The organism is Duganella callida, from assembly GCF_004614165.1.
Classification (GTDB): Bacteria; Pseudomonadota; Gammaproteobacteria; order Burkholderiales; family Burkholderiaceae_D; genus Rugamonas; species Rugamonas callida.
Map to the genome: position 1 here is coordinate 15,269 of NZ_SPVG01000275.1, position 18,464 is coordinate 33,732.

15 protein-coding genes are annotated in these 18,464 nt (G+C 66.0%); 5 read left to right on the forward strand and 10 right to left on the reverse strand.

Going from position 1 to position 18,464, the window contains the following annotated elements; translation table 11 throughout:
* The first annotated feature begins 15 nt into the window (after window positions 1-15).
* Complete coding sequence (gene purT, locus E4L98_RS29020) at window positions 16-1,227, forward strand: formate-dependent phosphoribosylglycinamide formyltransferase (RefSeq protein ID WP_135205016.1); 1,212 nt, start codon at window positions 16-18, stop codon at window positions 1,225-1,227.
* A gap of 3 nt (window positions 1,228-1,230) precedes the next feature.
* Here the strand turns inward: purT and E4L98_RS29025 are convergent, their stop codons facing one another.
* The 5 genes from E4L98_RS29025 to E4L98_RS29045 all read right to left on the reverse strand — a co-directional run bounded on the left by E4L98_RS29025 (window position 1,231) and on the right by E4L98_RS29045 (window position 6,900).
* Window positions 1,231-2,034 (reverse strand): LytR/AlgR family response regulator transcription factor, encoded by an 804-nt coding sequence (locus E4L98_RS29025; protein ID WP_135205034.1) that lies wholly within the window; start codon window positions 2,032-2,034, stop codon window positions 1,231-1,233.
* The gene (locus E4L98_RS29030) at window positions 2,031-3,179 is read right to left on the reverse strand and encodes a sensor histidine kinase (RefSeq protein WP_135205017.1); all 1,149 of its coding nucleotides are present in this window, start codon (window positions 3,177-3,179) and stop codon (window positions 2,031-2,033) included. The genes E4L98_RS29025 and E4L98_RS29030 overlap by 4 nt, the downstream gene beginning before the upstream one ends.
* A complete protein-coding gene (locus tag E4L98_RS29035; protein ID WP_135205018.1) occupies window positions 3,176-4,648 on the reverse strand; it encodes a carotenoid oxygenase family protein in 1,473 nt (490 codons plus the stop codon). Before E4L98_RS29035 ends, E4L98_RS29030 begins: the two co-directional genes overlap by 4 nt.
* Window positions 4,649-4,660: 12 nt before the next feature.
* A complete protein-coding gene (locus tag E4L98_RS29040; protein WP_229257620.1) occupies window positions 4,661-5,074 on the reverse strand; it encodes a DUF2141 domain-containing protein in 414 nt (137 codons plus the stop codon).
* An 83-nt stretch (window positions 5,075-5,157) separates the two neighbouring features.
* Window positions 5,158-6,900 carry an ATP-binding protein gene (locus tag E4L98_RS29045; protein WP_229257621.1) on the reverse strand — a complete coding sequence of 581 codons (1,743 nt, stop codon included), beginning with the start codon at window positions 6,898-6,900 and terminating at the stop codon, window positions 5,158-5,160.
* 121 nt (window positions 6,901-7,021) lie between these two features.
* On the opposite strand from E4L98_RS29045, the gene E4L98_RS29050 reads away from it, so the two are divergent.
* The 3 genes from E4L98_RS29050 to E4L98_RS29060 all read left to right on the forward strand — a co-directional run bounded on the left by E4L98_RS29050 (window position 7,022) and on the right by E4L98_RS29060 (window position 11,328).
* Complete coding sequence (locus E4L98_RS29050; RefSeq protein ID WP_135205019.1) at window positions 7,022-10,564, forward strand: CHASE domain-containing protein; 3,543 nt, start codon at window positions 7,022-7,024, stop codon at window positions 10,562-10,564.
* Between the two features lie 72 nt (window positions 10,565-10,636).
* A complete protein-coding gene (locus E4L98_RS29055; protein ID WP_135205020.1) occupies window positions 10,637-11,032 on the forward strand; it encodes a group III truncated hemoglobin in 396 nt (131 codons plus the stop codon).
* Window positions 11,029-11,328: a TehB family protein gene (locus E4L98_RS29060; protein ID WP_135205021.1), complete on the forward strand. Its 300-nt coding sequence runs from the start codon at window positions 11,029-11,031 to the stop codon at window positions 11,326-11,328. Before E4L98_RS29055 ends, E4L98_RS29060 begins: the two co-directional genes overlap by 4 nt.
* A 42-nt stretch (window positions 11,329-11,370) precedes the next feature.
* Here the strand turns inward: E4L98_RS29060 and E4L98_RS29065 are convergent, their stop codons facing one another.
* The 5 genes from E4L98_RS29065 to E4L98_RS29085 form a co-directional block, all read right to left on the reverse strand.
* Complete coding sequence (locus E4L98_RS29065; RefSeq protein WP_135205022.1) at window positions 11,371-12,192, reverse strand: sterol desaturase family protein; 822 nt, start codon at window positions 12,190-12,192, stop codon at window positions 11,371-11,373.
* A 108-nt stretch (window positions 12,193-12,300) separates the two neighbouring features.
* Window positions 12,301-13,038 (reverse strand): PEPxxWA-CTERM sorting domain-containing protein, encoded by a 738-nt coding sequence (locus tag E4L98_RS29070; protein WP_135205023.1) that lies wholly within the window; start codon window positions 13,036-13,038, stop codon window positions 12,301-12,303.
* A gap of 196 nt (window positions 13,039-13,234) precedes the next feature.
* Window positions 13,235-14,617: an MATE family efflux transporter gene (locus tag E4L98_RS29075; protein ID WP_229257622.1), complete on the reverse strand. Its 1,383-nt coding sequence runs from the start codon at window positions 14,615-14,617 to the stop codon at window positions 13,235-13,237.
* 154 nt (window positions 14,618-14,771) lie between these two features.
* Window positions 14,772-15,368 (reverse strand): lipopolysaccharide transport periplasmic protein LptA, encoded by a 597-nt coding sequence (gene lptA / locus E4L98_RS29080; RefSeq protein ID WP_135205024.1) that lies wholly within the window; start codon window positions 15,366-15,368, stop codon window positions 14,772-14,774.
* Between the two features lie 55 nt (window positions 15,369-15,423).
* Window positions 15,424-17,058, reverse strand: a complete 1,635-nt coding sequence (locus tag E4L98_RS29085; RefSeq protein WP_135205025.1) for a methyl-accepting chemotaxis protein — start codon at window positions 17,056-17,058, stop codon at window positions 15,424-15,426.
* Between the two features lie 202 nt (window positions 17,059-17,260).
* On the opposite strand from E4L98_RS29085, the gene E4L98_RS29090 reads away from it, so the two are divergent.
* Window positions 17,261-18,463: a SpoIIE family protein phosphatase gene (locus E4L98_RS29090; protein ID WP_229257623.1), complete on the forward strand. Its 1,203-nt coding sequence runs from the start codon at window positions 17,261-17,263 to the stop codon at window positions 18,461-18,463.
* Window position 18,464 lies beyond the last annotated feature (1 nt).

The window sequence follows — 18,464 nt, forward strand, 5'->3', positions numbered from 1 at the left end:
CTCACCGACATCCATATGAAAACTCCCCGCACGCTCGGCACGCCGCTGTCCCCCACCGCCACCAAGGTCATGCTGCTCGGCTCCGGTGAACTCGGCAAGGAAGTCATCATCGCGCTGCAGCGCCTGGGCGTGGAAGTGATCGCCGTGGACCGTTATCCGAATGCGCCGGGCCATCAGGTCGCACACCGCGCCCACGTCATCAACATGACCGACGGTGACGCGCTCGCGGCGCTGATCGCGCAGGAGCAACCGGACCTGGTGGTGCCGGAAATCGAAGCCATCGCCACCGACAAGCTGGCGCAGCTGGAGCGCGACGGCAAGATCACCTGCATTCCGACCGCGCGCGCGGCGCAGCTGACCATGAACCGCGAAGGCATCCGCCGCCTGGCAGCGGAGACGCTGGGCCTGGCCACCTCGCCCTATCGCTTCGCCAGCAGCCTGGAAGAACTGCAAGCCGGCGCCGCCGCCGTCGGCTTCCCGTGCGTGGTCAAGCCGGTGATGTCGTCATCCGGCAAAGGCCAGTCGAAAGTCGACAGCGCGGCCGACGTCAAGGCGGCCTGGGACTACGCCGCCGCCGGCAGCCGCGTGGACTCGGGCCGCGTGATCGTGGAAGGCTTCATCGACTTCGATTACGAAATCACCCTGCTGACCGTGCGTTCGCTCGGCGAGGACGGCCAGGTGGTCACGCAATTCTGCGAACCGATCGGCCACGTGCAGGTGCAGGGCGACTACGTCGAATCATGGCAGCCCTGCCGCATGAACCCCGCCGCGCTGGAACGTGCGCGCGAGATCGCCGGCAAGGTGACCGGCGACCTGGGTGGCCTGGGCCTGTTCGGCGTCGAGCTGTTCGTCAAAGACGACATGGTGTGGTTCTCGGAAGTGAGCCCGCGCCCGCACGATACCGGCATGGTCACGATGGCCACCCAGGCGCAGAGCGAATTCGAACTGCACGCCAAGGCCATCCTCGGCCTGCCGGTGAATGTGGCGCTGAAGGCGCCTGGCGCGTCGGCTGTGATCTACGGTCAGCACGAAGCACAAGGCATCGCGTTCGAGGGAGTGGCCGATGCGCTGCGTGTGCCGGACAGCGACATCCGCCTGTTCGGCAAGCCGGAATCGTTCGCGCGCCGACGCATGGGCGTGGCGCTGGCGACGGCGGATGACATCGAGACCGCGCGCGTCAACGCCAAGCTGGCGGCGTCGCGCGTCAAGCCGGTCGTCGTCGAATAAGTTTTACATCCCCCGGAACAGATCGACGTAGTTACGGCTGACGACCAGCTGTTCCGGGCGGCCCTTCAGCTGCACCATCAGGCGGCCGCGGAAGTCCTGCCGCGTGCCCGCCACGTGACGCACCGCCACGATCACGCTGCGGTGGATCTGCCAGAACTGCTGCTCGTCCAGCTGCTCGCGCAGCTTGCTGATCGGCGTGCGTATCAGGCTTTCGCCATCGGCCACGAACACGCTGGTGTACTTGTCGTTGCTCTGGAAGTAGATCACGTCCTCGATGGGAATCAGCCGGGTTTCGTCGCCGTGCGAGGCGCGTATCCATTGCAGCGGCGCCGGTGCCGGCGCCGGCGCCGCGCTGGTCGGCAAGGCGCCACCGAGTTGCGCCAGCAAGGCCTGAAGTGCCGCTGCGGGAATCGCCGGCGCCGCGGCCGTCGTGGCGCGCAGACGCGTCTTCAGCTTGTCGACGGTTTTCTGCAGCCGCTCCAGGTTCGCCGGTTTGAGCAGATAGTCCACCGCCGAATGCTCGAACGCTTCCACCGCATAGTCGTCGTACGCCGTGACAAACACGATGTGCGGCGGCTGCGCGCCATCCGCCAGCCTGGCCGCGACATCCAGACCGGTAAGGCCGGGCATGCGGATGTCGAGGAAGGCGACATCGGGCGATTCCTCGTCGATCAGGCGCAACGCCTCGATGCCGTTGGCGGCGCGCGCGACCACGCGCAAATCCGGCCAGGCTGTCTTCAGCTGGCTTTCCAGATAGTCGCGCAGATGGGCTTCGTCATCTGCGATCAGGGCACGAACGGTATCTATGGCTGACTCGCATTCAAAGGCAGCACGAGGCGTACCGTCATGCCGCAGGGTTGGTTTTCCAATAATTCTACCTTGGCAGCGGCGCCGTACAAGCTGCGCAAGCGCTCGCGCAGATTGCTCAGTCCCACGCCGCCGCCGGGTTTGCGTGGCGCGGCCGGGTTCAGGCCCACGCCGGTGTCGCTGACGCTGATGCTGACGTTGCCGCCGTCGGCCCGCGCGGTGAGGACAACTTCGCCGCCCTCCACCTTCGGCTCCAGACCGTGGGCGATGGCGTTTTCCACCACCGGCTGCAGCAGCATGGGCGCGATGCGGAACTGACGCAGATCGTACGGCACATCGATCCGGTAGCGCAGTCGGTCCCCCATGCGGACTTGCAGCACGTCGAGATAGGCGGCGATCATTTTCGCCTCGGACGCCAGCGAAGAATCGTCGCTGCGGCTGGCCGCCAGACTGGCGCGCAGGTAGTCGATGAAACGCTCCAGCATGTGCTGCGCCTGCGCCGGCTGCGGGCCGATCAGGCCCAGCACATTGGCCAGCGTGTTGTACAGGAAGTGCGGTTCGATCTGCGCCTGCAGCGCGCGCAGTCGGGCCTCGGCCAGCAGGCGTGCGGTCGACGCCTCGAACTCCTTGCGCCGCGCTTCGTCCACCGCGCGCGCGGCGCGGCGGTCGGCGGCGCTGCGCACCATGTACATCAGCAGCGCGATGCCCGCTGCGACGATCAGGCACTCGGCCAGCACGCCGCGGTTCGACAGCAACTGCAAAGGATCGACGCCGCTCCACAGCATATTCCCCAGGCCGACGCCGACCAGGACGCACCCCCCCATCAGCATCATGCTGAACAGGATGCGCGGCAGCCCGCGCGCGCGGCGCGGCCAGCCATGCAGCAGGCGATTGCTCAACAGCGAACCGGCATGCACCATCACGCCGATCAGATTCGACATCAGCAGCATGGGCCACAGACGCTGCACATAAGTGGCGTCATCGTGCGCCAGCAACACTTGCAGCGCGGCCAGCACGGCGCCGATAGCGCTGCTCCAGATGAGGGTGTACAGCAGATTGCGCGGCGCCGAGGCCGGCCAGCGGCGGAACAGCGGTATCAATTCCAGCGGATGCGCCAGCGGCGGCATTGATTCTTGATTCTTCATGCCAGAAAGTTACCATGAAAGCAAACCGGCGCGCGATAAGGCAGACGTGCCAGCGCGACCGGACCAGCCTTGATGTTGTGCGCTTCAAACACCGTCAGCACGCTTTGCTGGCGGCGCGTGTCCTGCGCCACGCCGACTACAAAGCCGTCGGTCTCGGAACGGGCGCCGCGACGCGGCACCAGTACGTGCTCCTCCATTTGCCAGCCGGGGCCGAAGGCGTAGCTGTCGGCCTTGCCGCTATCGGTGTCGATCAGGTTCACGCTGTCCAGTATCAGCTCGTGGCGGCTGCTCGATCCCAGCACCAACAGCTTGCGGTGGCGCGCCGACACCACTTGCGGCGCCACGCGCGGGAATTCGCTGACGCCGAACAGGCGTGCTTCGCGTGCCTGGCCGGTGGTGTAGTCCAGCGTGATCTGCACCGCGTTGCTCGGATTGTCGGCCAGCATGCGCATCTCGCCGCGCATCGGCAGGCCGGGCCGGGGCAGCACGTCGCCATCGTGCAGCACCGCGTCCAGGCGGGTGCAGGCGCCATCTTCATACGCATTCCCGAGGTGGAACACCGAGCGCGCCGGCAGTTCGAACACCTGGCGCAGCGCCAGCGTATCCCTGCTGATGACCACCGCGCGCAGCGGACGGCGCTCACCGGCCCAGCGCATGCTGCCGGCCAGGCTCACCTCCGGCCCCGGCTGCATGTCGTAAGGCGGCAGCAGGAAAATCAGATGCCGCCCGCTGACCACGAAATCGTGCACCATGTTCAGCTGCGGCACCGGAATCAGCGCGGTGCGCATGACCTCTCCGACCTTGTTCAGGCGGTAAATGGCCAGTTGGTCCGAACCGGGCATGACGCCGAAGTTCCACAGCCCGCCGTCCGGATCCATCTTCGGGTGAGCGGAGAACGGCATTGCCTTCAGGTCGTCGCGCCAGGTCTTGATGCCGCGCGTCTGCAGCGTCAGCGGATCCAGCTCGGTCGCCGAACCTCCTTCCCACAGCGCGTACACGCTGCCGTTGAACGGCAGCAAATTGGTGTTGGCGACGTTGATCACGTCATTCTTCTTGAAGCGCTTGCGGTCGACATAGGTGCCGAAAGCCGGGTACAGGAAGCGTCCCGCCCTGCTCTCTTCCTCGAACTTCTGCGTCGCGACGAAGCGGCCGATGTGATGGACCTTACCGTTGGCGATCTGCCAGCGCTGGGCAAACCCGTCGCCGTCGAACCAGTGGTGATAGCGCTCGCCGCCAAGCTCGAAGCGTCCCGGGCCGTTGCGGAAGAACACACCGTTCAGGTCGGCCGGCAGGCATCCCAGTACAGTCGCCTGAGCGTGCAGGTCACCTGTACCGTTGGCGTACACGGACATTTGCGCATTCTGTTCCAGTGCGGCGTGGAAGCTGCGGTAGGTCAGGCTGTCGGCCAGCGCGGAAGTGGAAGCCAGGCCCAATGCGGCCAGGCTGAGGAAATGGCGGCGGTTGCTCATCATCGCCTCCGCTCAGCGCAGGTTGACGCTGGCGACGGCGCCTTCGGCCGGCAGCGTGACACGGGCATCCTCAAAACGCGGTGCACCGCGTTCGCCCAGGGCGTTGTTACTGAACGCGAAATCCTCGGTCGGCATGCCGACCGCGTTGCGATCCAGCCTGTTATTGCCGTTGGCGTCGTGGTAGATTGCGAACGCGTAATCGCCCGCGGGCAGATCGGCGATCTTCAACCGCATGGCGCCGCTGCGGGCCGGCGCCGACGCCGCGCGCACCGGCCTGGCAGGAAAGCCGTCGGCGGAATCGTACACCGCCACCATGATCTGGCCATCGTTGCTGGCGACGCCGTCGACGGCGATGGTCAACTCGGCGGCGCCGGCGGCAGTGGAAATGAAAGCGGCGCACAGTGCGGCGAATGTCAGCTTGGTCATGATGGACTCCCGTGTCGGTTAAAAGTGTGATGCGACTTTATCCGGCACCGGGCGGCCGGGCGTCGGCTTGCGACGAAATGCGTTCAGGCGGCGCGAATTGCATTCCAATGGCGCGAGATGGTGTCCAGCATCTGCTCCACGTCGACCGGCTTGGCGATGAAATCGTCCATGCCGGCGGCAATGCATTGATCCTGCTCCGACTGCATCACGCCCGCGGTCATGGCCAGGATCGGCAGCTTCAGGCCCAGAACATGACGGATGCGGCGCGTGGCTTCGTAACCGTCCATCACCGGCATCTGTACGTCCATCAGCACGATATCGTAGTTGGCCGGGTGGTCGCGCAGCCGGTCCACCGCCAGCTCGCCGTTTTCCGCCAGATCGACGCTGGCGCCGGCATGTTCCAGCATGCCGCGCGCCACCACCTGATTCAACGGGTGGTCCTCCACCAGCAGCAGACGCGCGCCGTGCAGACGCGGGACATCGGCGTCGGGCGCCTGTTCTGCCGCCGACGGTTGCAGCACCGGAGCCGGCGCGGCGATCGCTTCCGCCGCCGGTGCAGCCGGCGAGGGCCAGCCCTGCGCCGCGGCGCTCTGCCACGGCGCCGCTTCGATATCCGCATCTTCGTCGACCGTGGCGAACGGCAGGGTGACCGCGAACTCGCTGCCGGCGCCCGGCGCGCTGCGGACCGAGATCTCGCCGCCCATCAGCTCCGTCAGCCGGCGGCAGATGGCCAGTCCAAGGCCGGTACCGCCGAAGCGGCGCGTGGTCGACGCGTCGGCCTGATTGAAGGCCGAGAACAGGCGGCTTTGCTGCTCCGGATTCATGCCGATGCCGGTATCGGTGACGGAAAACCGCAGCCGCGCGCCCTCGCCCCGTCCGGCCGTCACGCTGACGACCCGCAGCGTCACGCCGCCATGCTCGGTGAACTTGATCGCGTTGCCGACCAGGTTTAGCAAAATCTGCTGCAGGCGCATGGCGTCGCCGAACAGCGCCCGCGGCACATCGTCGTCGGCGAGTATGGTCAGCCCGATACCACGCGCATTCGCCTGCAAGGACATCACGCCGGCCACCGCATCCAGCACTTCGCGCGGACGGAAGGCCAGCGGCGCCAGCTCCATGCGGCCCGCCTCGATCTTGGAAAAATCCAGCACATCGTTCAATATGCCCAGCAGGACCTGGCCGGAGGACCGTATCATGTCCACGTATTCCTGCTGCGCGGCGCTCAACGGCGTGTTCGCCAGCAGATAGGCGACACCCAGCACCGCGTTCATCGGCGTGCGGATTTCGTGACTCATATTGGCGACAAACTCGCTCTTGGCGCGGCTGGCCGCTTCCGCGCGCTGCTCGCTGTTCTTGCGGTCCGTGATATTCATCGCGGTCAGATAAGTCCCTTGCACCCTGCCATCCGGCCCGATGTCGGGCACCAGGTCGACCAGAAAGTGGCTATGTCCCTTGTCGTCGACGAAGTCGCGTTCGAAATGCAGCCGACGCCCGGCCAGCGAGGAGCGCAGGTCGTTCATCCAGCTGTCCGCCGCGGCGCCGAACAATTCGCTGACGCTTTTGCCGACCATGTGCTCGGGCTCCATCCCCCATTGGACCCGGTAGTGGGCATTGGCGAAGCGGTAGCGCAGGTCCGTGTCCAGATAAGCGATCAGCAGCGGCACGGCGTCGGCCAGTACGCGCGCACGTCGCTCGACTGCCAGCACCCGCTCCTGCGCCGCCGCGCGTTCCGCCCGCAGCCGACCGTACATCATCAGGGCGGACAGCCCCGCCAGCACGGCAATCGCCAGCGATGCGGCTATGATCAGGGCGTCGGAAGAAGACAAGGACTTGGACTCGCGATAACAGTGACGTGAAAATATTAACCTCTACAACAGAGATTGCCAAACCCATTATGGCGATATTCAGTTATAGTCGTTCATTATTGACAAGACCAATTTATCCGTCATGCGCGCGCTGATGCTGCTCACGCTGTGCTACGCACTGATCGCCCGTGCCAGCCTGCTGCTGGCGTTCGCCCACACCAACGCCTCGCCGGTCTGGCCGCCGTCGGGTATCGCCTTCGCCGCGATGCTGCTGATGGGTTACCGCGCCTGGCCGGCGATATTCGCCGGCGCGCTGCTGGCCAATATCTCGACCTTCCACGCCAACGGCGTGATGCTGCACGGCGCCGCGCTGCTGGCGCCCCTGATGATCGCCGGCGGCAACACGCTGGAGGCGCTGGCCGGGGTCTGGCTGGTGCGCCGCTTCTTCGATATCAGGCAGCCGATGGGGCAGCAGCAGAACGTCTACAAATTCGCGCTGGTGGCGATGGCCATGTGCGCCGTCAGCGCGGGCATCGGCAGCTCGACGCTGGTGCTTACCGGGCTCGCACCGGCGGCCAGCTACAGCACCATCGCCCTGACCTGGTGGGTGGGCGACACCGCCGGCGTGCTGCTGGTCGGTCCGGCCATCATCGTCTGGGTCATCCGCCGCCGTCCGCGCTGGAGCCTGCCCGGCGCACTGGAAGTGCTGCTGTCGGTGCTGCTGTTGCTGATATTGGCGTATGCGGTGTTCGGCCGCGCCTATTCCTACGACGACGGCCTGGGATGGTCGCCTTACCTGTTCGTGCTGGCCATCGCCTGGTCGTCCTACCGCCACGGGCTGCGCGGCGCCAGCCTGGTATGCCTGGCGACGGCCGGCGGCGCGGTGCTGGGCACCATCAACGGCCTCGGTCCGTTCGCCGTCGGCACACGCAATGACGCCCTGATCGCGCTGGTGAGCTTCATCATGCTGTGCAGCCTGATCGCCATGGTGCTGTGCGCCGACGCCAGCGAACGCAATCGCGCCGGCAACGATGCGGTCAGCTACAGCGGCGCGCAATGGGCCACGCTGCTGGTCGGCGTCGGCCTGACGATGGTGGTCTGGCAGCTGCTGGCAGCCAGCGCGGAACGCCGTGCGCACGAGCAGTTCGACACCGAATCGGCCGATATCGCCAAGCGCATCAGCCGCCGCATGACGCTGTACGAATCCGGCCTGCGCGGCGCGCAGGCGCTGTTCAAGGCGCAGCAGGAACCCAGCCGCGATCAATGGCGCGACTTTGTCGAAGGCATGGACCTGAACCACAACTTCCCCGGCGTGATGGGGCTCGGCTATGGGCTGTTCCTGCGGGGCGGCCAGCGCGCCGCGCTGGAAGCGGACATGCACAACCAGGGCTTCGAGGATTTCCGCATCTGGACGGCCAACCAGGGGCGCGATATCGGCATGTCGGTGGTGGTGCTGTATCTGGAACCGTTCGCCGGCCGCAATCTGCGCGCCTTCGGCTACGACATGATGTCCGAGCCGGCCCGCCGCGCCGCCTTGCTGCAGGCCGCGCGCAGCGGCGCACCGGCGCTGACTTCCAAGGTCGTGCTGGTCCAGGAGGACAAGACCGGCCTGCCCGGCTTTCTGATGTACTTCCCGATCTACCGCAAGCAGGCCAACCTGTCGGCGAACGCCACGCCGGAGCAGCGCATGGCGGCGCTGCAGGGCTTCGCCTACAGTCCGATCCGCGCCGATGAGCTGATGCATGACCTGCTCGGCCCGGCCGACCGCGCCGTGCGGGTCGATATCTTCGATGGCGACAGCGCAGCCCCCGCCGCCCTCCTGTACGCCAGCGAGCAGGAGCCGGCCGACGTCCAACAATATCCCAATGCCTACCGGCGCAGCGTGTCGCTCGACCTGCTGCGCCACCGCTGGACACTGCGGTTCACCTCCCAGCCGGCGTTCGAGGACTCCATCGACCGCCAGAAATCGCATATCGTGCTGCTGGCCGGCGGCATCATCAGCCTGCTGTTCTTCGGCGTGGTGCGCGCCCTCACCGCGCGTCAGGCCTACGCCACGGCGCTGGCGCGGCAAATGACCGGCGCCCTGCGCGAATCGGAAAGTTCGCTGATCGCCGCGCGCGACCAGGCGGAAGCGGCCAGCCGCGCCAAGAGCGAATTCGTCGCCAACATGAGCCATGAAATCCGCACGCCGCTCAACGCCGTGCTGGGTATGACGCATCTGCTCAGCAATACCGCATTGACGCCGGAGCAGCTCAAATACGTCGAGATGATACGGTCTTCCGGCAACTCGCTGCTCGGCATACTCAACGATGTGCTGGACTTTTCCAAGATCGAGGCGGGCCGGATGGAACTGTCGCCCTCGCCGTTCCAGTTATCCATGCTGCTGGAGGCAGTGGCCACCATCATGACCGTCAACGCCGGCGAAAAAGACCTGGAACTGGCGATCGGCGTCGAGCCGGGGGTGCCTCAGGCGCTGCACGGCGACGGCCACCGCCTGCAGCAGGTGCTGGTCAATTTGGTCGGCAATGCCATCAAGTTCACCGAAAAGGGGTCGGTGTCGGTGCTGGTGGAATTGGCGCAGGCGCCGGCCACGCTGCGCTTCACGGTACGCGACAGCGGCATCGGCATCCCGGCCGACACGCTGGCGCAGCTGTTCGCGCCCTTTTCCCAGGCCGACGCCTCCATGACGCGCCGCTTCGGCGGCACCGGACTGGGACTGGCCATCTCGCGCCGCATCGCCGCGCTGATGCATGGCGCCATCGACGTGCGCAGCACGCCCGGCGTCGGCAGCGAATTCATGTTCACTGTACCGCTGCAGACCAGTACGGACGGCGCGCCGGCGATCGGGCCGGTACAGCATCTGCTGGTGGTCGACGATGACACGGTCAGCGCGGATTACCTGTGCCGCAGCATCCGCGCGCGCGGCTGGACTTGCGACAGCGCCGCCTCCGGCGAGCAGGCGCTGGTCCGGCTGCACAGTCCCGGCGCCCGCTACGACGCTGTACTGGTCGACTGGAACATGCCGGGCATGGATGGTCTGGCCACCATGCAGGCGATTCGCAGCGACCCCGCCTTCGTCCGGCTGACGGTGATCCTCATGATCAGCGCCTTCGGCCAGGGCAAGCTGCTGCACACCGATGGCGCGCAAAGCGCCGACGCGGTGCTGCTGAAACCCGTCACCACCGCGCGCCTGGCTGAAACGCTGCAGCAGGCACAAGCCCACCTGCGCGAAGCGGCCAGCCCCGCCCCGGTCACGGCGGCCGGCGAAGCGGACACCGTCCTGCAGCTGTCCGGCGTGCGCATCCTGCTGGTCGAGGACAATCCGGTGAATCAACTGGTGGCCACCAGCATGCTGCGGCACGTCGGCGCTCAGGTGGAAGCGGTGGACAACGGCCGCGCCGCCGTCGAACGTCTGAGCACCGACGCGCACCGCTACGACCTGGTACTGATGGACGTGCAGATGCCGGAGATGGACGGCTTCGAAGCGACCGCCAAGATCCGCCAGCAACTGAAACTGCATCTGCCGGTGCTGGCCATGACGGCAGGCGTGATGGAATCGGAACGCGAGCATTGCGTCGCCAGCGGCATGGACGATTTCATCGCCAAACCGATCGACGTCGAAGAGATGTTGCGCGTGATCGTCCGCAACCTGCCGTCGGCGCGCAAGGCCGCCGGCAGCCGCTGATCTGCGCCCGGTTGCCGGCTTGACGGTTTTATTGTAGTATTTGATATATATCTTTAAAACCGCCACGCAACCATGTCAACCCTGCCATTAAGCCGCGACACCATCGCCACCCTGGTCCACCAGTTCTACGACGGCGTGCGCGCCGATGCCGATATCGGCCCGGTATTCAACGCCGCCATCGGCGCGCATTGGGACACGCACCTCGAACGCATGGTCGATTTCTGGTCGACCGTGATGCTGGGCAGCCGCAATTTCCAGGGCAACGTCTACGGCAAGCACATGGCGCTGCGCGGCGTGCAGCCGGAACACTTTCGCCGCTGGCTGCAACTGTTCGAAGCCGCCGTCCGCCGCCTGTTCTCGCCTGACGACGCGACGGAATTTCTGGTCGTCGCCAACCGCATCGGCGCCAGCCTGCAGTACGGCTTTTTCGGCGAGGTCAAAGCCACCATCGAAGGAATCCGATCATGAAAACCATCCCCGCCGACGCCGTCCACTACCGCAGCAGCCCGGTGTTCACGCAGGACACCGTCCCCGCCGCCCTGCAGCGCGCCCACACCACCGCCGCCGGCGTGTGGGGCCGCATCGCCATCCTCGAAGGCAGCCTGCTGTACCGCATCACCGACGCGCGCGCCGCCGCCGAAGAAATCCTGCTGACGCCGGAGCAGCCCGGCGTGGTCGAACCGCAGATCGAACACGAAGTGCGCCTGGTCGGACCGGTGCGTTTTCAGGTGGATTTCCACCGTCCTCCCGAGGGGCAAGCATAGAACGCCTGGAAATATCGTGCTGCCGCTGCAATAGCGCGGTCGTCACTTGGGTTGCGACGCGGGCGACCTTGCCGGCAAAAGCGGATCGAGCAACTGACCGCTCATCGAGTCGGCCTGCGGGGTATCGGTGCCGTATTCGGCAGGCCAATGGCGCGGCAGATAATGCGTGCCGAAGATGCGGTCGAGCACCGGCAGCGTGGACGCATAGTTGCGGTTGATATGGTCGTTGCGGCTGTGATGCCAGTGATGGAAGGCCGGCGTCGATACCAGCCATTCCAGCGGCCCCAGGCGCCAGCGCAGATTGGAATGGATGAAGAATCCCCACACCAGGCCGACGATCAGCAGCAGCACCGGGGCTGCGGCGCCGGCGTCCGGCCCAGCCAGTCCCAGCAGATACAGCGGCACCAGGCCGAACAGCCGCGTCACCACCATGTCGACCGGATGGGTGCGGGTGTTGGCGAGGAAGTACAACTGCTCGGTGCTGTGATGCACCGCGTGGAACCTCCACAGCCAGGGGATTTCGTGACTCAGCCGGTGCCCCCAGTAAAAGCCGATCTCGCCCACCACGAACACCAGCGCGAGCCGCACCAGGCCGGGCAGCGACTGCACCGCCGCAATCAGCCAGGACGGCACCAGATGTTGCGCGGCCACCGCCAGCAGCGCGGTCGGCACGCCGAGCACCACCACTGGCACCAGGCTGCTGATCACGTAGTAGACGATGTCATGCCAGCGCTCGCGCCGCGGCCGCGGCGCGTGGCGTTCGCCGAAATAGCGTTCGAGCGGGACGAAGACGGCCGTCAGCAGCACCAGCCAGACGCACAGGCGCACGACGGCGCCAACGAATTCGTTCAGGGATGGATGCATGGCGGAGGTATGCTGGAAGAGATCGCGCGACTACCCGCGGCAGCGGAATCCACGGTCTATCCGAGCTTCCATGGATTCCCGCCTGCGCGGGAATGACAAGCAGTAGACTCAGGCGCGCTTGGCGGCGCGGCGGCGCGCGGCATAACCGACCAGGCCGAGGCCGCCCAGCAGCATGCCCCAGGTGGCCGGCTCAGGGACGGCCGCGGTCAGCGAGACGCCATCCAGCAGCAGGAACGGTGGCGCACCCGGCGAACCCTTGGCCAGGAACGACAGCACTTCGCTGCCGCTGTTGGCGGTAAAGGTCATGCTGGAGGTCTGCCAGCCGCTGAAGCCGCCGCTGGCGATGCTCAGTGCGGTCGTATCCTTGGTGGCGCCGCCGAAGCCGACTTCCCAGAAGTTGGCCGTATTGGCGCCGTCGAAGCCGGTTTGCTGCGCCAGCGCGTACTGGAAGGTCAGCGTGTAGGTGCTGCCGACGGTCAGGCCGCTCACGGTCTGCGACAGCACGCCAGGCCAGTATTGCGAATCGGAGGCAAAGAAGTTGCCGCCGTTGGCCGAGGCGCTGTAGCCGTTGCCGTTGCCCTTCAGCCAGATGGCCGAGTCCCAGGTGTTGGCAATGGCGCTGTTGAGTACGAAGTTGTAGCCGCCGTCGTTGCCGTTGCTGCTGGTCCAGCCGGTCAGCGTGGTACGGTCGGCCGCGCTGGTCAGCGACGACGCCAGTTGCTTGTTGGTGCCGTTGGTGACCTGTTCGAAATTGCCGTTGGTGACCAGGTTGGTGGCCGCCTCGGCGGTGCCTGTAGCAAACGCAGCCACGGCGGACAGGGACAACACGATAGATTTGATGCGCATAACGCTCCAGTTTTGACAGTAGTGGTGAATTAACTGCCGGCATGTTCTGGGCCGACGACAATCCGACGACGGCGTCGGATCGGCAGGACGAGTTGAAATAACTCAAAAATTATTGCACTGAAGTTATTCTATCAGAATAAATCTGCAAGAAACTGAAATATTCCACAAAACAACTGGATTTACTTGAATGTAACTACTATCCCTCGACCACGATGGCGGGACGCAAGCGCTTGCGCGACGTGCGCGCGTGCGGCACCCAGGCGTGGGTCTGCCAGCGCCGCCACATGATCAGGCCGCGTATCCACTCGTCGGCCGCGTAGGCGACCCACACCCCCGGCAAGCCCCAACCGAGCACCACGCCCAGCAGCCAGCTGCCGCCGGCCAGCACGAACAGCATGGAAAACGCCCCCGCCATCACCGGGAAGCGGGCATCGCCGGCCGCGCGCAAGGCATTGATCACCACCAGATTGAAGGTGCGGCCCGGCTCCAGCACAACGGTAATCCACAGCAGCAGCGCCCCCGCACGCAGAATCTCGGCATCCTGGGTGAACCAGCCCAGCAGCCAGCGGCCCAGCAAGGCGGCGCAGGCGGCGATCAGCACACACACCACCAGCCCGCGCGCCAGCGCGCGCCTGACCACACGGTGCGCCTCGCGCAGCTCGCCGGCGCCGATCAGATAACCGACCACGATTTCCACCGCCAGACCGGTGGCGATGCTGAACATCATCACGCCCCCCATCAGCTGCAGCACATAGGCCTGCGTCGCCAGCGCCCGCGCGCCCAGCTCGGCCGCCGTCGCCACGCTGACCATGAAGGCCAGGCGCCAGGCGATGTTTTCCGCCGCGCCGGGCAGACCGATATGCAGCACCGCGCCCAGCTCGCGGCGCGGCAAGCGCCACCAGTCGTCGCGCCCGACGCTGATGCCCAGGTGCACCTTCCACATCAGCAGGTGCAGCGCCAGGCCCAGGGCGCGGCTGGCCGCCAGCGCCAGCGCGTAGCCCGGCAGACCCAGCGCCGGCAACGCACCCCAGCCGTACATCAGCGGGATCGCCAGTAGCAGATGCGAGACGTGCATGATGATCAGCACCACCAGCGTGTCGCGCGTGCGCAGGTGGGCGCGCATCACGCTGGCCATGGACGCATTCCACGCGTCCAGCAGCATCGCCGGCGCCAGCGCCATCAGGAACGGCGCGGCGATCGGGAACACCTGCGCCGGCGCGTTCAACAGGTGCAGCAGCGGTCCCGCCCCCAGCAGCGCCAATAGCCCGGTGATCGCGCCCAGCCAGGTGCTGGCGCCCACCACCGCGCAGGCCACGCGATTGGCCGCCGCGCGCTGTCCGCCGCCCAGATTCTGCGTGACCACCACGCTGACGCCGGCGCCGATGATGCGGAACAGGATGAACAAGGTGGCCGACACCTGGCTGGCAATCGCAAACGCGCCGCCGTTTTCATCGGAAATCCGCGACGCCAGCGCCGTGCCGATCACGCTCGAGGCAATGCCCAGCCCCAGCTCCACCAGAAGCGGCCAGGCAAGGTTGAACATGGGCGGCGTGCTGGCCGGCTGGCGCAAGGATGACATGGGCTGGGCTCGAAGAATATATTGCTTTGCGTCCATTTATACCATGTGGAAGCGCTTTCAGCCCAGATATTTAAAAAAACTATCGGCGATTCAGATGAATCGGCGGCTTTCGCGAGCCAACAACGAAACCCGGGGACAGACCACAATTTCGCAATTATTCCAAAATCGTGGTCTGTCCCCGTTCTGTGGCGGTTGAAGGCGCGGCGGGCGACGGCTTGCGCGGCGGTTGTAGGACGATGGTGCCGCGGCGGTCGCGGTCGCCAGAGTCCGCGCCTGCGAGCTGGCTGACCCGATAGGTTTCTTCGCGCGAGTTGTAGACGATGTGCTCGCCCGTCACTTCGTCGGTGATCTCGCCATCGGCCGAGCGGCGCACTTCGGCTTCGCTGGACAGGTCGACGATGCCGCTCTGGTCATCGTAGACCACCCGCAGCGCCTCGCCCTCCATCCACAGATTGGCGCCGCCATCGCGCCTCTGGCGGAAGCGCACCGGCGGCTCGCCCGGCTGGGTGGTCATCACCACGTGCTGATAGCCTGCGGCGTTTTCCGTCACCACGCCATGCTCGGCCTGGATCAGCAGCGTGCCGCGGCGGACTTCCACATTGCCGGTCAGTGTCGCAGACTTGCTCACCAGGCTGCCCGAACTGTCGCGCGCCCTGATCACGGTTTTCTGAAACGTGTCGGCGCGCTCGGCCTGCGCGGCGCAGGCGCCTATAAGCAGCGCGATAGTCAGGATTCGAGGGGTTCGGGTCATGGCTCAACTATACAATCCTCGCGTGGTAAGCATGCTCACGCATTGTAACCAGTGGTTATGCCGCCTGCTCGAAGTCGTCCGGGTCGGCATCCGGCGCCGGCAGCGCGGCGCGGGCGGGCAACCGGCCGACGCTGTCCCAACTGCGCGCGTCGACCTTGAACGACTGCACCAGCTGCGCCAGTTCGCGCGCTTGCGCCTGCATGGCTGCCGCCGCGGCGGCGGCCTGCTCCACCAGTGCCGCGTTCTGCTGGGTGACGTCGTCCATGTCGCTGATGGCGCCGTTCACCTGTTCGATGCCGCTCTCCTGTTCGCTGCTGGCGGCGCTGATGGCGCCGATGATGGCCGTCACCTTCTGCACGCTGGAGACGATTTCGTCCATGGTGGCGCCGGCCGTTTCGGCCAGTTCGCTGCCGCTGGCCACGCGCGCGGCGGAATCGTTGATCAGTTTCTTGATTTCCTTCGCCGCTTCGGCCGAGCGCTGCGCCAGACTGCGCACCTCCCCGGCCACCACGGCAAAGCCGCGGCCCTGCTCGCCAGCACGGGCCGCTTCCACCGCCGCATTCAGCGCCAGGATATTGGTCTGAAACGCGATGCCATCGATGACGCTGGTGATGTCGACGATCCGCTGCGCATACTGGTTGATGGTGGCCATGGTGCGCACCACCTCGGACACCACCTGCCCGCCCCTGCCGGCCACCGCCGACGCCGACAGCGCCAGCTGGTTGGCCCGGCGCGCGTTGCCGCTGTTCTGACGCACCGCCGCCGTCAGTTCCTCCATCGCCGACGCGGTTTCCTCCAGCGCGCCGGCCTGATGCTCGGTGCGGCGCGACAGGTCCATGTTGCCGCTGGCGATTTCACGCGAGGCGGTGTCGATCGCCACCGCGCCGTCGCGCACCCGGCCGACGGTGTCGGCCAGGCGCGAGGTCATGTGGCTGAGCGCATCGAACAGTTTGCCGATCTCGTCGCTGCGGCCGTGTGCGATGGCCACGTGCAGCTCGCCGGCCGCCACCTGCTCGGCCAGGTCCACCGCCTGCGTCAGCGGCCGCACGATGCCGCGTGTGAGCAGCCACGCCAGCAGCGCCCCCAGCGCTAGCGTCGCCACACCCAGGCCGATCAGCAGCGCGCGGCTGCCCTGGAACTGGCGGTCCGAGCGCTCAGCCAGCGCCGTCGCCTGGCGGGTCTGATGGTCCAGCAACTGCTCCAGCGCGCCGGTGTAAGCCTTGAACACGGCCGGCCACTGGTTATCGAGCAGATCGCCGACTTCCTGCACCCGGCCGCTGTCCTTGAACTTGAACATGTCGGCGCGCAGGGCCAGGAAGGCGGCCTTCTTCTGCGCCACCGCCTTCAGCAGCGTCGCCTCGCCGCCCTCGGCCGGCATGGCGACCAGCTTGCGCTCCATCTCGGCCGCCACCTGCTCGCCGGCGGTCAGCTGGGCCTGGAAAATGTCGCCCACCTCCAGGCTGTCGCTGCGGCCGATCGACATCGCGCGCAAGCCGTTCAACTCGGTCACGCCGAGCAGCTCGGACGTCAGCTGCTGCCGCGCCAGCTTTTCATGCACCAGGTTGGACGCCGTGTCGTTGGCCGTCTGCAGCCGCCAGATCGACACCGCCGACATGCAGGCCATTACAAACATCAGGACCGCGAACGACGCCACCACGCGCATGCCGGTATTCAACTGAGGGAATTTCATGATTCTCGATGGGTAAAGTGCGTTGCGCACGAATTCTCACCAATTTACACAGCGAATGTGACGGCGATGTTACCGCAAGGCAATTAGAGCAATATTCTTTTCTTTTGGTTAAGATGTAATGATCCGGTAACAATTTCCTATTAGCATGTGGGCCACCTGTGTTCAATAAAGGTTCCCGGCCGTGGAGTTCAATGCCTCTCGTTTGCACCTGCCCCGTTTTCGCCTGTCCGTCGCTGCCGACCTGTGCGTGGAGACGATTTCGGTCCTGTCCGACGCCAGCAATTTCGCCGTGCTGGAACTGTTCACCGAACGCCGTGACCTGATGAGCCTGCCGGTGATCGAGGCCGGCCGCCCGATCGGCCTGATCAGCCGCAACATCTTCATGTCGCAGATGTCCAAGCCGTTTTACCACGAGCTGTACGGCAAGAAGAGCTGCATCGCCTTCATGGACAAGGAACCCCTGATCGTCGACGCCAACATCAGCATCGAGGCGCTGACCTTCCGCGCGGTGGAGTCGGGCGAGAAGGCGCTGGCCGACGGCTTCATCGTCACGCGCGACGGCGTGCTGGCCGGCGTCGGCTTCGGCCTGCAGCTGATGAACGTGGTGGCCAACATGCAGGCCGAGAAAAACCGCCAGATCATGCACAGCATCGATTACGCCAGCGTGATCCAGCGCTCGCTGCTGCGCACCTCCAACCTGGCGCTGGCCGACGCGCTCGACGACGCCCACCTGGAATGGCAACCGCGCGACGTGGTCGGCGGCGATTTCTACCACTTCGCCCACTACGAGGACGGCTGGTTCGCCGCGATCGCCGACTGTACCGGCCATGGCGTGCCGGGCGCCTTCATGACGCTGATCTCCTCGTCCACGCTGACCCAGGCGATCCAGCAGCTGGGGCCGCGCGACCCGGCGCGCCTGATCGCCGAAGTCAATCGCGGCGTCAAGGGCTTGCTGGGTCAGATCGAAGGCCATGGCAGCGCCGAATCCAACGACGGCATGGACGCCGCCTTCCTGTGGTTCGACCACGCCACACGTCAGCTGCACTTCGCCGGCGCCAAGCTGTCGCTGTTCCAGCTCGATCCCGACCAGCAGGCGGTGCAGACGGTGGATGGCGAACGCATGGGCGTCGGTTATATCGATACGCCGATGGACTACCGCTGGACCAATAAAGTCATCGCCATCCCCGAAGGCGGCCTGCTGTTCCTGACCACCGATGGCCTGATCGACCAGATCGGCGGCGCCAAGGACATCGCCTACGGCAAGCGCCGCATGCGCGACGTGCTGCTGGCCCGGCGCACCGAGTGCGCGCGCCACGTGGCGCAGGCCATGCTCGACGATTACACCGCGTGGCAGGGCGACCAGCCGCGCCGCGACGACCTCACCTTTTTCTGTTTACGCCCCTGAG